A 15,509-nucleotide genomic window follows, 5' to 3' on the forward strand; every position below is an offset into this window, starting at 1 on the left:
AAAACAATAAGCTTACAGTTTACAGTAATACGATATAAATCTAGTAAGAGGGTTTGACATGAAGTACAGATACATAGGAAAAACAGGGCTTAGAGTCACTCCGATAGGGCTTGGAACTATGAGTTTTGGTTCTTGGAGCGATGAAGGGGAAGCTTTTAAGATTATGGATAAAGCGTATGAAAGAGGGATTAACTTTTTTGACACAGCCGAACTTTATCCAGTTCCGCCTAGAGCTGAAGATGTGGGTTTGAGTGAGACTATAATCTCAAAATGGTTAAAGAGTAAACCTAGAGATAGCATTATCTTAGCTTCAAAAGTTGCGGGTGCTGCAAACGGCTGGTTTGTTCCGCCCATCCGTCATGGCTATACCGCAATTGACTCATTTCATATCAAATGTGCAATTGAAGGGAGTTTAAAGCGATTACAGACAGATTATATAGATCTATATCAGATGCATTGGCCAGACTCTGTTGTACCTATTGAGGAATCTCTGAAAGCTTTTGATGCGTTGGTAAAAGAGGGCAAGGTAAGATACATCGGAACTTCAAATGAGACTGCTTACGGACTTACAAAAGCAAATGAGACTTCAAAAAGATTAGGTATATCAAGGTTTGAATCCATACAAAATAATTTCTCTTTGAACAATCCAAGGTTTTTAGATGAGCTTGCGCATGTATGTAAAAGAGAGCAGATATCGCTTCTCTCTTACTCTCCGCTTGCAGGCGGCGTTTTGAGCGGTAAATATAACGGCGAATTTTATCCTGAGAATGCGCGTTATTCAGACTACATGTTGAGTAAAAGTACCCGTCTCAACTCGCAAGCCACAAGGTTCGTCAATGAAAAAACTCTAAAATCTACAGCGCGTTATGTAGAGATAGCAAAAAAACTTGAAATCTCTCCCGTAACTTTGGCGGTTGCTTACACAAAGCAGTTTGATTTTGTCGCTTCAACGATTATCGGAGCAAGAAATGCCGAGCAGTTGGATGAGTCACTTGCCGCGTTAGATATGACTTTGAGTGAAGAGACTATGAATGAGATAAAAGCGGTACAGCAAGAGATTATGTACCCGATGGGATGAGAGATGAAAAAACTATACATTATCAGACATGCAAAATCGAGCCGGAAAAATGAGACGTTAGAGGATTTTGAGCGACCGTTAAATAAAAGAGGCAAAAAAAATGCCCCGATGATGGGAGAGCGGCTCAAAGAAAAGGGCATCATGCCCGACATCATCATCTCAAGCCCCGCAAAGAGGGCAAAAACAACTGCTGAGATAATTGCTAAAGAGATTGGCTATGAAAAAAAGGTGCTCTTTGATGCAAATATCTATGAAGCAAACGTTAATGAACTTAGCAAAATTTTAAGAGCGCTTGATGATAAAAACAAGACTGTTTTTTTGGTAGGGCATAATCCTTCTTTAAACGATTTGGCGAACTATTATGTACATCATGAAGAAAATATTCCGACATGCGGCGTTGTAGAAATAGCGTTTGCATGTGAAAAATGGGCAGATATAGAACCTAAAAATGCAAAACTCCTCTCCCTTGAGTATCCAAAAAAAAGTGAGTGATAACCTATGCAGAACAAACAGGTAGAAAAAAAACTCAAAGAGTTTAAAAAAGTCGTCAAACATTTCAGAAAAAAATCTTTGCAAAGTGCCGAAGACATCCACGCTCTGCGCATCAAGTGCAGAGAACTTTTTTCTCTGCTAAGTAAAGATGATGCGTTCGCTAAGAGCGTAAAAAAAGTTATCTCGTTAAGCAATGAAATCAGAGATATCGATGTCTTTTTTAGTGACTACCTTACATCATTGCCAAAAAAACAGAGAAAAAAAGTTCAAGAAGAGATAGCATCAAAAACAAAAGATGATGCGAGAAAAGAGGAGATAAAAAAACTCTCTAAATATCTTAAAAATCTACAAATTCCAAAGAGTGCAGAGCAAAAAGAAGAGCAAGACGAAACCTCGCAAAATTTGCTCACAATGAGACTTCCAAAGCTGGATAAAAAGAAGCTGCATAAATATAGAATTTACATTAAAAAAAAGCTTTATAGAGAAAAAAACAGTTCTCAAAAAGATGAGAAGAAGATAGAAAATTTAACAAGCATGAAAGATACATTAGGCGCGATAAACGACAACTACAACGCCATAGAGAGGCTTCGTAGCTACGACGTAAAAGAATCTTTGTATGAAAAGATAAAGAAATTTACGCAAGAAGAAAATGAAAAGCTTTACGAGAAGCTAAAATCAAAGAGTAAATATAAATAATGGAGAAACAGATTGACTAAAACAATAAGCCTAGCATGTGGAAACGGCGGAGAAGAGAACAACGAGCTGATAAAAGATGTTTTTTACAAAGCTTTTAAAAATGAGATACTGGACAAAAGCGAAGATGCGGCGATTATTCATAACGGAGAGCTTGCGTTTTCAACAGATAGCTTTACTGTTTCGCCTCTGTTTTTTGCGGGAGCGGACATTGGCAAGCTTGCGGTTTGCGGTACATGTAACGATTTGGCAATGATGGGAGCGAGACCAAGATATCTTACATGTAGTGTAATTATTGAAGAGGGATTTCCTACAAGAGAGCTTGAGAAAATTGTGCGAAGTATGAAAAAAGAGCTTGAAATTAACGGTGCTATCGTTGTAAGCGGCGATACAAAAGTAGTACCTCGCGGAAGTGTCGATAAGATTTTTATAAACACGACGGGAATCGGCGAAGTTTTAAAAAAAGGGATAAGTTCAAACAATATAATCAAAGATGACGTCATCATAGTAAATCGTGATATCGGGTGTCACGGTGCGGCTATATTTGTCGCTCGCGAGGGAATAGAGATGAGCAGTTCGCTTAAAAGTGACTGTGAGTCGCTATTTCCTCAGGTAAAAGCTCTTTTGGACGCGGACATAAAAATAACGGCTATGAGAGATGCAACCAGAGGCGGAGTGAGTGCGGTGCTAAACGAGTGGGCAAAGCAGTCAAATATCTGCATAGAAGTTGAGGAAGAGAGTATTCCCGTTAGCGATGAGGTAAAAGGCATCTGTGAAATGCTCGGTTTTGAAGCGACTGCTTTGGCAAACGAGGGCACGTTTGTGCTTGCGGTTAAAAAAGAGGATGCCCAAAAAGCTGTTGATATTTTAAAGAGTTTCCAGAGTTGCAAAAATGCGGCTGTTATCGGTAAAGTAACGGATACTCATCTAAAAAAAGTCACTCTTAAGAGTAGCTGGGGGACTTCAAGATTTTTAGATACGCCAAGCGGCGAACTTCTTCCTAGAATCTGTTAAAAAATGAAAATACTTCTACTCGTATCGTCTTTTAACTCTCTTTCGCAGAGACTCTTTTGTGAGCTTCAAGATATGCAACATGTAGTCTCGGTACAGTTTTTTACAAGTGATAAAGAGGTAATAGACGAAGTTCAAAAATTTAAACCTGACATCATATTTTGCCCATATCTCAAAAGATATATACCTAAAGAGATATTTCTAAAAACTACGACTTTTATTCTCCATCCGGGCATCAGAGGCGACAGAGGTCACAATGCGTTAGACCATGCTATAAAAGAGAATAAAAAAGAGTGGGGAGTTGTGATACTAAAAGCCAACGAAGAGTTTGACGGCGGAAATATATATGCCGAAGTTAGATTTGAGATGAGAGAGACTTATAAGGCTTCCATATACAGAAACGAAGTTGCCGATGCCGCTTCAAAAGCTGTTAAAATCCTGCTTGAAAATTTAAACGATAAAGAGTACAAACCGACTCCGCAGTTAAAAACACCTATACATGCATATCTTACACAAAAAGATAGAGCCATCGACTGGCAAAGAGATACTACAAAAGAGATTATAAAAAAGATACATGTAAGCGACAGCTATCCCGGTGTCAAAGATGAGTTTTTGGGAGTAGAGTGTTATCTCTTCGGTGCGCATGAGGAAGAGACTTTGCTAGGAGAACCAAAAGAGATAATTGCAAAAAGAGACGGAGCAATTTGTGTCGGCACGATTGACGGAGCGCTGTGGATAAGCCACATGTTAGAAGTCGGCAGATTTAAACTTCCCTCGACCTATGTTTTAAAAGATAAGATAAAGGGTGTTAAAGAGATTCGCATACCTTTAATCAGTGAAGTTGCAGAGAAGACTTTTCATGAGATAAGCTCTAAAATCATAGGCAATATAGGGTATGTGTACTTTAATTTTCATAACGGAGCAATGCACTCTGAGCAGTGTATAAGGCTAAAATATGCATTTGAGTATTTAAAAGAGAGTTGCAAAGTCGTAGTTTTGATGGGCGGAGCGGATTTTTTCAGTAACGGCATACACCTAAACATACTTGAAGACTCCAAGAAGCAAGGCGAGGACGGCTGGAGCAACATAAACGCCATGAACGATGTTGTTAAATCCATACTTTTTGCCGATGATGTTATTACGGTTGCATCTTTAGGTAAAAATGCGGGAGCGGGCGGAGTTTTTTTAGCTCTTGCATGTGATTATGTAGTCGCACGAGAGGGAGTGGTTTTGAATCCTCACTATAAGACTTTAGGACTTAGCGGAAGCGAGTATCATACTTATACTTTAGAAAAAAGGCTCGGCAAAGAAAAGGCTGACGAGCTTTTGGCAAAGTGTCTGCCGATAAGTATAAGGAGAGCTTTTCAAATCGGCATGGTTGATAAGGTTTATGAAGATAAAAACTACTTTAAATCTCTCAATGAGTTTGCACAAAGCTTAATAGAAGATGAAGATAAATACAGTGATTTTTTATATGAAAAAGAGGAATATTTATCTCAAAATATTGACATGATAGAGCAGAAAAAAGAGCAGGAGTTGAAAATAATGTATCCTGAGTTTTGGGACGAAGATAGCTTGTTTCATAAACTAAGATATGAATTTGTCTATAAAGTATGTTCGCTAAAAACACCTCAAAGATTGAAATCGTACCAGTACGATGGGCTTCCTGCCGAAGGAAACTTAGCGTTAGCGTAGGTAGCGGAATCTAGGTGCCCCTTGAGGGTATACTTCCGATACCGTTATGTAAATAAGGGGCGGGTTCCCTTTATTTTATGAAATAAAATCAAGGAATAGATATGCATGAATATAGTATTGTTCAATCTCTTTTAGACTCATGTGAAGAGAATGCAGTAAAAAACAACGCCACAAAAGTAACCAAAGTCGTAGTAAAAATAGGTGTTATGAGCGGGGTTGAACCTGAACTTTTAAAAACGGCGTTTGATACCTTTAAAGAGAAGACTCTTTGCGAAGAAGCGGAGTTTATAATAAATGTTCAAAATGTTGTTATAAGGTGCAATAAGTGCCTAAACGAGGTAGTTTTAAACACTTTAGAGTATTACTGTCCCAAGTGTGAAAGTACAGATATTGATGTTATTGATGGAGAAGAGATGTACTTAATGCAGTTAGAACTTGAGTAGATAAGTAAAATAAAATTAATTTTATTTATGGACATATAGAAATTAGGTTAAGAATTAAACAAAACTTAAAGCTTGATTAGATACAATTCCAGACTTTTTGTAGAAATGATACTTTTGAATTTATGGTATTTGATATATTCAAGAGAATTAATTATTAAAGATTTTAAGGAATTGTACATGTACGCAATTATCAAAAACGGTGGCAAGCAGTATAAAGTTCAAGAGGGCGATATTTTATTATTTGATAAAATGTCTCTTGAGCCTAAAGCTACTATCGAAATTAAAGAAGTTTTGGCTGTTAATGCAGGCGAACTTAAAATGGGAGCACCTTTTGTAGAGGGTGCTGTTGTAACTGCTGAGGTTATTAATGAAGGTCGTGATAAAAAAGTTATGACTTTTAAGAAACGTCGTCGTAAAGACAGTAAAGTAAAAAGAGGTTTCAGAAGAGACTTCACTCGTGTTCGCATCACGAGCATAGCGGCATAAGCTAATAAAACTTAGAGGAGATTAAAGATGGCACATAAGAAAGGTCAAGGTAGTACACAGAATAATCGTGACTCGGCTGGTAGAAGACTTGGTGTAAAGAAGTATGGTGGAGAGGCTGTAGTAGCCGGTAACATTATTATTCGTCAAAGAGGAACTAAAGTTCATCCTGGTAAAAATGTTGGCATGGGGAAAGACCATACGATATTTGCACTAGTTGACGGTGTTGTTTCTTTTCACAGAAAAGATAAAAAACGCCAACAAGTTTCAATCGTTCCTGCTGCATAATTCTACAAATATTTGAGCGTATGCTCAAATATTTCTACTTCAAATATAGGGTTTTTAACCTGACATAATTTAAATATTTAACAATTTACTCTTTTTGTTATAGTTAATTTTTAAATTTTTAAGTGTCAAGTTTACTATCGATTTCTGAAATCATTTAGAAATCTTACACAGCTAATTACTAGCTAAAAATAATAAGGAAAGAGCTTGTTTACAGATAGAGTAGAACTTACGGTTTCTTCAGGAAAAGGTGGCCCGGGATGTGTTTCATTTCGTCGTGAAAAGTTTGTTATAAACGGTGGTCCAAACGGCGGTGACGGCGGAAAGGGTGGAGACATCTGGTTTAAATGCGATAATAATACTCACACTCTTTCTCATTTTCAAAAAAAGATGCATATCAAAGCAGATAACGGTGCTCCGGGTGAGAGCTCTAATATGTCAGGAAAATCAGGTACTAAAAAAGTTATTATAGTTCCGCCTGGAACTCAAATAATTGATGAAGATAATGATGAAGTTTTATTTGACATGTTAATTGACGGGCAAGAAGAGCTTTTTATAAGCGGCGGAAAAGGCGGTCTTGGAAATACTCACTTTAAATCTTCGACAAATCAAAGACCTACCTATGCGCAACCCGGAGAAAAGGGCGAGACTAGAAGAATTACACTTGATTTGAAACTTATTGCAGATGTAGGGCTTGTAGGTTTTCCGAATGTAGGGAAATCTACTCTTATTTCAACTGTTTCAAATGCACGTCCCGAAATAGCAAATTATGAGTTTACAACTCTTACGCCAAAACTTGGACAAGTAAATATAGGAGATTTTGAGTCATTCATTATGGCTGATATTCCTGGAATTATCGGCGGTGCTCATGAGGGTAAAGGTCTTGGAATAGAATTTTTAAGACATATTGAAAGAACTGAGATTTTGCTTTTTATGGTTGACTTGGCATCTTATAGAGATTTAAGAGAGCAGATAGAGACTCTAAAAGCGGAAGTGGCAGCATTTTCCGATAAACTTGGAGATAGTAAATATGCTATCGCTTTGACAAGAGTAGATATTATTGCACCTGATGAAATCAGTGATTTGGTTAGCGGGTTTTTAGAGATAATAGGTGTAGAAGCTACTAAAAACAATGAGCTTGGTTTTGACGAAAAAATCCCTTATTTTATTCAAAATACTCCAGACGAAACATTAGGATATGATAGAACAGTTCCATATTTTATTGCACCGATATCTTCGGCTACAAATAAAAATATAGAACCGCTAAAGCATGCTTTGTTTAATTTAGTTCAAACTAATAGACTTTATAGTAAATAGATATTTCATAATTCAGAGATAACAAATATGAGAAGAGTAGTTGTAAAAGTTGGAAGCGCTGTTCTAACAGAGAATGATGCAATTGCATTGGAGAGAATGAGAACGCTGGTTGATTTTTTATTTGAGCTTAGAAAAACAAATGAAGTAATACTTGTCTCATCAGGCGCTGTTGCTGCCGGATATACTGCGTTAAAACTAGATAGAAGTATATTGCAAAATAAACAGGCTTTGGCTTCTATCGGTCAGCCTATTCTTATGAACAAATATGGCAAAAAATTCTCTAACTACAATATTTTAACAGCACAGGTTTTAGTTACTGCTGCAAATTTTAATATTGAAGATGAGAGCAAAAAGATAAAAGATACCGTAGATACGCTTCTCTCAAATGGAGTTATTCCGATAATAAATGAGAATGATGCAACAACGACAAAAGAGCTAGTTGTTGGAGACAATGATCAACTCTCAGCATATGTTGCAAAACATACGGCTTCTGATTTACTTATTATATTATCTGATATAGACGGTTATTATGACAAAGACCCGAGAAAATATTTGGATGCTAAAATAGTAAAAATAGTAAATTTTATTGATAAAGATGAGTTAGAGAAAGAGGCTACACCGCATGGAAATTTTGCTACGGGCGGAATTTTAACAAAACTAAAAGCTGCAAATTATCTACTTACTCACGGTATAGATATGGTGCTTACAAGTGGATATGACTTAAGCGATATAAAAAGTCTTATGCTTCAAAACAGACATGTAGGCGGAACTCTTTTTACAAAAGATAATTATGCGCAGTGAAGCAAGTGCCCTTGGGGTAAAAATTATTTTTATGGGTACGCCTGATTATGCAGGCGCTATTTTAAAAAAAATTATTGCTACTAAAGATATTGATGTCGTAGCCGTATATACTCAGCCTGATAAACCGGTAGGGCGAAAAAAAGTTCTAACTCCTCCGGTTGTAAAAACTATTGCATTAGAAAATAATATATCAGTTTATCAGCCAAACAGATTAAGAGACGACAATGTAATTAATGAACTTCTTAAAATTGAGTGTGACTACATAGTTGTGGCCGCTTACGGTCAGATACTACCGCTTGAAGTTTTGCAACATGCTCCTTGTATAAATTTGCATGCTTCAATATTGCCCAAGTACAGAGGAGCAAGCCCGATTCAGCAGACTATTTTAAACGGAGACAATAAAACCGGCGTTACGGCAATGCTTATGGATATTGGACTTGATACTGGAGATATAATAAAAATTAAAGAAGTTGATGTTGATGAAGATGAGATGGTTGAATCGCTCTTTTATAGATTAACAGAGGTCGCATCTGAATTAACAATAGACGTATTAGAAAATTTTACTTTATATACACCCGTAAAACAAGATGATTATATATCTTCACACTGTTCAAAGATAAATAAAAAAGACGGTGAAGTGGAATTTGACGATGCATATACTCTTTATAATAAATACCGTGCTTTTACGCCTTGGCCCGGAGTATATTTAAGTAGCGGATTAAAGCTTACAAAAATAGAACTTGTTGAAAAAGATAGTAAAAACGAGAGCGGAAAAGTTTTACATGTAGATAAAGAGAGTATTATAGTCGGATGTAAAAGCGGAAGCATAAAGGTACTTAGAGTTCAACCGCAATCAAAAAATGAGATGGACATTCTATCTTATATAAACGGCAAAAGATTAAATATTGCAGATACTCTATCTTGAGAGCATAGGCTCTACACAAAAATATTTAAAAGAGTTAGTTGCGCAGAACAAAATTTCTCTACCCTATGCAGTTGTTGCATATTCTCAAACAGACGGGGTAGGTAGCAGAGAAAATTCTTGGAGCGGCATGGACGGAAATCTTTTTTTATCTTTTGCAATCAAGATAGAAGATTTACCGCATGATTTAAAACTAGAGTCAGCATCTATTTATTTTTCTTATATCTTAAAAGAGACGTTAGAAGGATTTAATTCAAAAGTTTGGTTAAAATGGCCAAATGATTTCTACATTAATAATTTAAAAGTCGGTGGAGTTATTATTAATATGGTTAAAGATACCCTTGTATGCGGTATCGGGCTAAATACAACCAATGCTCCAGAAAATTTCCAAAAGCTGGATATAGTAATAAATAGAAATAAACTTCTTGAAACATATTTTATGAATATAGAAAAAAAGAGTTCATGGAAGCAAGTTTTTAGCAAATATAAGTTAGAATTCTATAAGAATCAAAACTTTTATACACATGATAAAAATTTAATAATTTCTTTAAATGATGCTTCATTGCAAAGCGATGGATCTATTCTAATCAACGGTGAGAGGATATATAGCAGACGATGAGTGAAGTGATTGTAATTGCAAATCAAAAAGGCGGTGTCGGTAAAACAACTACTGCTGTAAACTTAGCTGCTTCACTTGCCGTTGCAGAAAAAAAAGTACTTTTAATAGATTCGGATCCACAGGCAAATGCTACGACTTCATTAGGATTTCATAGAAATGATTACGAATTCAATATTTATCATGTACTTATCGGAACAAAAAAATTAAAAGATATTATTTTAAAATCAGAACTTCCTACTCTTCATTTGGCACCCTCAAATATTGGACTTGTAGGAATAGAAAAAGAGTATTATGACGCCGAAAATTCCAAAGGACGTGAACTTGTTTTGAAAAAAGCAATAGCAAATGTTTTAAAGGATTATGATTATATAATTATAGACTCTCCTCCTGCACTTGGACCAATGACGATTAATGCACTTTCAGCTTCTAATTCTGTGATTATTCCGATACAGTGTGAATTTTTTGCTCTTGAAGGACTTGCGCAGCTTTTAAATACAGTCAAATTAGTAAGAAAGTCTATTAATCAAAAACTAATAATAAAAGGTTTTTTACCTACAATGTTTAGTCCACAAAACAATCTCTCTAAACAAGTTTTCGCAGATTTGAAACAACATTTTAGTAGTAAGCTGTTTAAAGATACTACAGGGGAAATAATAGTAATTCCTAGAAATGTAAAGTTAGCGGAGTCTCCATCTTTTGGAAAACCGGCTATTTTATATGATGTAAAATCAAGCGGTTCTATCTCATATCAAAATTTAGCACAAGCGATTATGGAAATATGAAAAGTCAAAAATTAGGCAGAGGCTTAGGCGCACTTTTAGGCGAAATAGAAGAGGCTTATGAAAATGAAGTTCCTCAAAAAGATTCTATTATTGAAATCTCACTAAAAGATATAAGACCGAACCCTTTTCAGCCTAGAAAACATTTTGAAGAGAACTCCTTGTACGAATTAGGAGAGTCGATAAAAAATGATGGGTTGCTACAACCAATTATTGTAACGGAAGATGTTGACGGTTATGTACTTATTGCAGGAGAGAGAAGACTTCGCGCATCAAAACTTGCAAAACTAAAAACAATTCGTGCTATTGTTTTAAACAGTGACGAACAGAAAATGAGACAGTTTGCACTAATTGAAAATATTCAAAGAGATGAATTAAACTCTATTGAACTTGCACATGCGTATGGCGAACTTATCAAACTGCACAATATTACTCAAGATGAATTATCGATAAAAATTCATAAAAGCAGAACACATATAACTAATACCATTAGACTGTTGCAACTATCTTCAAAAACTCAAAGAGCATTAATAGAGAAAAAAATCAGTACCGGACATGCAAAGGTTTTAGTTGGACTTGATGAAAAACAACAGCAACTTATAGTTAATTCGATTGTAGGGCAAAAATTAAGTGTTAGGGAAGTTGAAGCTACTATAAAAAGTATAAAAAATGCCAAAGCTGAATCAGACGATAAAGTTGAAGCCATTTTGTATGATTTTAAAGAGATAAAAGATAAATTGTCTGCTTTAGGATTTAAAATAAAAAATTCAAATAAAAGTTTGACTATTGAATTTGATAATAAAAATCAAATTGACATATTTTTAAACTATTTTGTAGAGTAACTTAATTCTATATCACTTGAATTTAAAATTTTTTGTAAAAAATATAAAAAAAGTTTAAATATTTTGTCAGTTTAACAATTCTTTTAATTTTAACATAGTATAATCACGCAACTTTTAGGAGGTGCTATGTTAGATATAAATCCGATACTACTTGTAGCTACATTAATCGTGTTTCTTACGCTTATTGCCGTTCTAAACAGTTGGCTTTATAATCCGTTATTTGCTTATATGAACAAAAGAGATGAGGACATCAAAAAAGATCTAGAAAAAGTAGGTTCTAATGATGATGAAATTAACGAACTTGAGTCAAAAGCACAATCAATAATTGTAAATGCTAAATTGGAAGCTGCGGCACTGAGAGAGAAAGTTATTACGGATGCTAAAGAGTTAGCAGAGAGTAAGTTAGAAGCGAAACGTGCTGAATTAGCTAGTCAGTATTTAGAATTTGAGCAATTGCTTGCTCAATCTAGTGAACAGTTGAGTAGTGATTTAAAATTACAAATCCCACTGTTTAAAGAAGCTGTAAAAGCTAAATTCAGTCAAATATAAGGATGTAATGTGAGTAGAATTTTAGTATTTATGCTAATGATGTCGACCTATGCATTGGCATCTAGTGGTGGCGCAGAACATGCTAATACCGATATAATTCAAAGAACAGTTAACTTTTTATTGTTTGCCGGATTGATTTGGTATCTTGTTGCTGAGCCTGCAAAGAACTATTTTGCATCAAGAAGTCGGTTAATTGCTGATGAGATGAAAAAAGTGCAAGATAAGTTAAAAGAGTCTGTTTCTCTAAAAAAAGAGGCACTAGCGAAAATAACGGCAGCTGAAAAGTTTGCTGCAGATTTAGTAGCTAACTCTAAAAAAGAGAATAAAATCGTAAACGACCATATTATGACACAATGCGAAGCAGATATAGAAATATTAGTTAAACAACAAGCTACGCTAATTGAGTATGAACAAAGAAAAATGGTTCGCAGTGTTGTTGAAAATACACTAAAAGATGTATTGAGCCAAAGTGATGATGGTTTTGATAAAGAAGCTATGGCTAGTGTTATCTTAAAGAAGGTGGCATAACATGGAAGAATTAATCGCAAAAAGATATCTTAAAGCTATTAAACAGAGTTCTAATTTAGAGTCTATTCAAAGCATAGCTCTCGTTTTTTCTGTTTTAGCTGAATCTTTTAATGATGAGAAATTTAATCAAATCATTAATCATCCGGATATAAGTAAAAATCAAAAATCAGAAATTTTATTGGCAGCAGTTAAATCATCTGGCTCTAAAAATATTGAAAACTTAATAAAACTGCTTGTAGAGCAAAATCGTATTAATATTATCCCTGCAATTGCTGAAGTTATAAGAAAAGACATTGCTTTAACTAGTAAAAGCTATAGTGGAATTGTATATAGCGATAGCAATATTGATGCAAAAGTTTTGGAAGATTTAAGCAGCGGTTTAGGTAGAAAATTTGACTCTAAAATATCATTAAAGTTTGTGAAAAACGATTTTAACGGTATTAAAGTAGATGTTGAAGATCTTGGAGTAGAAATAAGTTTTTCTAAAGCAAGAATCAATAGTCAAATTATAGAACATATTGTAAAAGCAATTTAACTTCATGAGAGGAGATGTGTAGTGGTAGCAAAAATTCAAGCTGATGAGATCAGCTCAATAATTAAAGAGCGTATTGACAACTTTGAACTAAGTGTTGATATTAATGAGACAGGTAAAATTGTTTCTTATGCTGATGGTGTTGCGCAAGTTTACGGACTAAGTAATGTTATGGCAGGTGAAATGGTAGAGTTCGAAGAGGGAACTAGAGGTTTAGTTATGAACCTTGAAGAGAGTACGGTAGGTGTTGTTATACTTGGACCAGGGTCTATGTTGAAAGAGGGCTTATCTGTAAAAAGATTAGGTCGTCTTCTTCGTGTTCCTGTCGGTGACGCACTACTTGGTCGTGTTGTTAATGCATTAGGTGAGCCAATTGACGGTAAAGGTCCTATTGAGACAAGTGAGACTCGCTTTGTCGAAGAGAAGGCACCTGGGATTATGAGTAGAAAATCTGTTCATGAACCTTTAGCAACCGGTATTAAAGCGATTGATGCTTTAGTTCCAATTGGTAGAGGTCAAAGAGAACTTATTATCGGTGATAGACAAACAGGCAAAACAACAGTTGCTCTTGATGCTATTATTAATCAAAAAGGCAATGGTGTTATTTGTATTTATGTTGCTGTTGGACAAAAAGAGTCAACTATTGCACAAATAATTCGTCGTTTAGAAGACCATGGTGCATTAGAATATACTATTATTGTTTCTGCTACTGCTTCTGAAGCGGCAGCTCTTCAATTTTTAGCACCATATACCGGTGTTACTATGGGAGAATATTTCCGTGACAATTCTAGACATGGTTTAATTGTTTATGATGATTTATCTAAGCATGCAGTTGCATATCGTGAGATGTCACTTATCCTTCGTCGCCCTCCAGGTCGTGAAGCATACCCTGGTGATGTTTTCTATATTCACTCTCGTCTTTTAGAGAGAGCTGCAAAAGTTTCTGATGAAAGAGGAGCAGGTTCACTTACTGCTCTTCCTATTATTGAGACACAAGCAGGAGATGTAGCGGCATATATTCCTACAAATGTTATCTCTATTACTGATGGTCAGATTTTCTTAGAGACTGAACTTTTTAACTCAGGTATTCGTCCTGCTATTAACGTAGGTCTTTCAGTTTCTCGCGTTGGTGGTGCTGCTCAGATTAAAGCTACTAAACAAGTTGCAGGTACTCTAAGACTTGACCTTGCTCAGTATCGTGAGCTGCAAGCATTTGCTCAGTTTGCATCTGATCTTGATGAGTCATCTCGTAATCAGTTAGAGCGTGGGCAAAGAATGGTAGAAGTTCTAAAACAAGGACCTTTCTCTCCACTTTCTGCTGAGAAACAAGTTATGATTATTTTTGCAGGTAATGAAGGCTTCTTAGATGATATGGCACCATCAAATGTTGTTCGTTTTGAAGCTGAGCTATATCCTTTTATTGAGGCATCTTATCCTCAAATTTTTGAAAATATTAGAAGCACTTCTAAAGTAGATGATGATACTAATGCACTAATGAAAAAAGCACTTGAAGAGTTTAAATCTAGCTTCGTAGTGGCATAAGGAAAACTTTATGGCAAACTTGAAAGATATTCAAAGACAGATAAAGAGTGTTACAAATACTCAAAAGACGACTCGTGCTATGAAGCTTGTTTCGACTGCAAAACTTAAACGTGCAGAAGAATTAGCTAAGCGTTCTCGTCTTTATGCTGCAAAAATGAATCAGGTGCTTGCCGAAATAGCTGGACGTATTAAATGTAATAAAGTTGGAGGAATTGACAATCGTTGTTTTATAGAGATTGAAAATCCAAAAACAGTTGACATAGTTTTTGTTACTGCAGATAAAGGCTTATGCGGTGGTTTTAATATTCAAACTATTAAAGCCGTCAAAAAACTTTTGGCTGAGTTTAAAGCAAAAAATATAAAAGTACGTTTACGTGGAATCGGTAAAAAGGGCATTGAGTTTTTTAAATACAATGAAGTTGAACTTTTTGACTCTGTAGTAAATCTTAGTTCTAAACCTGATAAGGAAAGATCGGATGAATTTATTCTATCTTCTATAGAAGATTTTAAAGACGGAAAAATTGATGCTCTGCATATAATATATAACGGCTATAAAAATATGATAACTCAAGAGTTACATGTAGATAAAATATTACCGGTTGATGCTAGTAAGTATGAGTGCAATGAACCGGAAAAGTCAATGCTAGAGATAGAGTCTCAAGATGAAGAAAAGATGTTGGACTCTTTAGTAAATGTGTATGTTCAATATGCAATGTATTATTCGCTTATTGATTCGGTTGCTGCTGAACATAGTGCAAGAATGCAGGCTATGGATACGGCAACAAATAATGCAAAAGATATGGTTAAGTCATTAAATGTGCAATTTAATAAAGCTAGACAAGCAGCTATTACCACTGAACTTATTGAAATTATAAGTGGTGTGGAGTCTATGAAATAA

General features: G+C 35.3%; 19 protein-coding genes. All 19 read left to right on the top strand.

The window, feature by feature from the left end; all coding sequences use genetic code 11:
- The first annotated feature begins 58 nt into the window (after window positions 1-58).
- The 19 genes from A2530_RS01875 (at window position 59) to atpG (ending at window position 15,509) form a co-directional block, all read left to right on the top strand.
- A complete protein-coding gene (locus A2530_RS01875; RefSeq protein WP_294884438.1) occupies window positions 59-1,078 on the top strand; it encodes an aldo/keto reductase in 1,020 nt (339 codons plus the stop codon).
- Between the two features lie 3 nt (window positions 1,079-1,081).
- Entirely contained in the window at window positions 1,082-1,570 is a 489-nt protein-coding gene (locus tag A2530_RS01880) for a histidine phosphatase family protein (protein ID WP_294884437.1), read from the top strand.
- 6 nt (window positions 1,571-1,576) lie between these two features.
- The gene (locus tag A2530_RS01885) at window positions 1,577-2,266 is read left to right on the top strand and encodes a CHAD domain-containing protein (RefSeq protein WP_294884435.1); all 690 of its coding nucleotides are present in this window, start codon (window positions 1,577-1,579) and stop codon (window positions 2,264-2,266) included.
- Between the two features lie 12 nt (window positions 2,267-2,278).
- A complete protein-coding gene (gene hypE, locus A2530_RS01890) occupies window positions 2,279-3,277 on the top strand; it encodes a hydrogenase expression/formation protein HypE (protein ID WP_294884433.1) in 999 nt (332 codons plus the stop codon).
- Between the two features lie 3 nt (window positions 3,278-3,280).
- On the top strand, window positions 3,281-4,969 hold the full coding sequence (locus tag A2530_RS01895; protein ID WP_294884432.1) for a hydrogenase maturation protein: 1,689 nt from the start codon (window positions 3,281-3,283) through the stop codon (window positions 4,967-4,969).
- A 101-nt stretch (window positions 4,970-5,070) separates the two neighbouring features.
- The gene (gene hypA, locus A2530_RS01900) at window positions 5,071-5,412 is read left to right on the top strand and encodes a hydrogenase/urease nickel incorporation protein HypA (protein ID WP_294884430.1); all 342 of its coding nucleotides are present in this window, start codon (window positions 5,071-5,073) and stop codon (window positions 5,410-5,412) included.
- A gap of 177 nt (window positions 5,413-5,589) precedes the next feature.
- Complete coding sequence (rplU, locus tag A2530_RS01905) at window positions 5,590-5,898, top strand: 50S ribosomal protein L21 (RefSeq protein WP_294884429.1); 309 nt, start codon at window positions 5,590-5,592, stop codon at window positions 5,896-5,898.
- 27 nt (window positions 5,899-5,925) lie between these two features.
- Complete coding sequence (gene rpmA / locus A2530_RS01910; protein WP_294884428.1) at window positions 5,926-6,183, top strand: 50S ribosomal protein L27; 258 nt, start codon at window positions 5,926-5,928, stop codon at window positions 6,181-6,183.
- Window positions 6,184-6,387: 204 nt separating this feature from the next.
- A complete protein-coding gene (gene obgE, locus A2530_RS01915; RefSeq protein WP_294884427.1) occupies window positions 6,388-7,497 on the top strand; it encodes a GTPase ObgE in 1,110 nt (369 codons plus the stop codon).
- 27 nt (window positions 7,498-7,524) lie between these two features.
- Entirely contained in the window at window positions 7,525-8,298 is a 774-nt protein-coding gene (gene proB, locus A2530_RS01920) for a glutamate 5-kinase (protein WP_294884426.1), read from the top strand.
- Complete coding sequence (fmt, locus tag A2530_RS01925) at window positions 8,288-9,223, top strand: methionyl-tRNA formyltransferase (RefSeq protein WP_294884425.1); 936 nt, start codon at window positions 8,288-8,290, stop codon at window positions 9,221-9,223. The genes proB and fmt overlap by 11 nt, the downstream gene beginning before the upstream one ends.
- Complete coding sequence (locus A2530_RS01930) at window positions 9,204-9,839, top strand: biotin--[acetyl-CoA-carboxylase] ligase (RefSeq protein WP_294884424.1); 636 nt, start codon at window positions 9,204-9,206, stop codon at window positions 9,837-9,839. Before fmt ends, A2530_RS01930 begins: the two co-directional genes overlap by 20 nt.
- On the top strand, window positions 9,836-10,621 hold the full coding sequence (locus A2530_RS01935) for a ParA family protein (RefSeq protein WP_294884422.1): 786 nt from the start codon (window positions 9,836-9,838) through the stop codon (window positions 10,619-10,621). Before A2530_RS01930 ends, A2530_RS01935 begins: the two co-directional genes overlap by 4 nt.
- A complete protein-coding gene (locus tag A2530_RS01940) occupies window positions 10,618-11,460 on the top strand; it encodes a ParB/RepB/Spo0J family partition protein (RefSeq protein ID WP_294884421.1) in 843 nt (280 codons plus the stop codon). The genes A2530_RS01935 and A2530_RS01940 overlap by 4 nt, the downstream gene beginning before the upstream one ends.
- Window positions 11,461-11,586: 126 nt before the next feature.
- Window positions 11,587-12,009: a FoF1 ATP synthase subunit B' gene (locus tag A2530_RS01945; protein ID WP_294884419.1), complete on the top strand. Its 423-nt coding sequence runs from the start codon at window positions 11,587-11,589 to the stop codon at window positions 12,007-12,009.
- Between the two features lie 9 nt (window positions 12,010-12,018).
- Window positions 12,019-12,537 carry a F0F1 ATP synthase subunit B gene (locus A2530_RS01950; RefSeq protein WP_294884417.1) on the top strand — a complete coding sequence of 173 codons (519 nt, stop codon included), beginning with the start codon at window positions 12,019-12,021 and terminating at the stop codon, window positions 12,535-12,537.
- Window position 12,538: 1 nt separating this feature from the next.
- Window positions 12,539-13,072: a F0F1 ATP synthase subunit delta gene (locus A2530_RS01955; protein WP_294884416.1), complete on the top strand. Its 534-nt coding sequence runs from the start codon at window positions 12,539-12,541 to the stop codon at window positions 13,070-13,072.
- 21 nt (window positions 13,073-13,093) lie between these two features.
- The gene (atpA, locus tag A2530_RS01960) at window positions 13,094-14,611 is read left to right on the top strand and encodes a F0F1 ATP synthase subunit alpha (protein WP_294884414.1); all 1,518 of its coding nucleotides are present in this window, start codon (window positions 13,094-13,096) and stop codon (window positions 14,609-14,611) included.
- 10 nt (window positions 14,612-14,621) lie between these two features.
- Window positions 14,622-15,509 (top strand): ATP synthase F1 subunit gamma, encoded by an 888-nt coding sequence (atpG, locus tag A2530_RS01965; RefSeq protein ID WP_294884412.1) that lies wholly within the window; start codon window positions 14,622-14,624, stop codon window positions 15,507-15,509.

Source organism: Sulfurimonas sp. RIFOXYD2_FULL_34_21, assembly GCF_001830805.1.
In the GTDB taxonomy this organism is placed as follows: domain Bacteria; phylum Campylobacterota; class Campylobacteria; order Campylobacterales; family Sulfurimonadaceae; genus Sulfurimonas.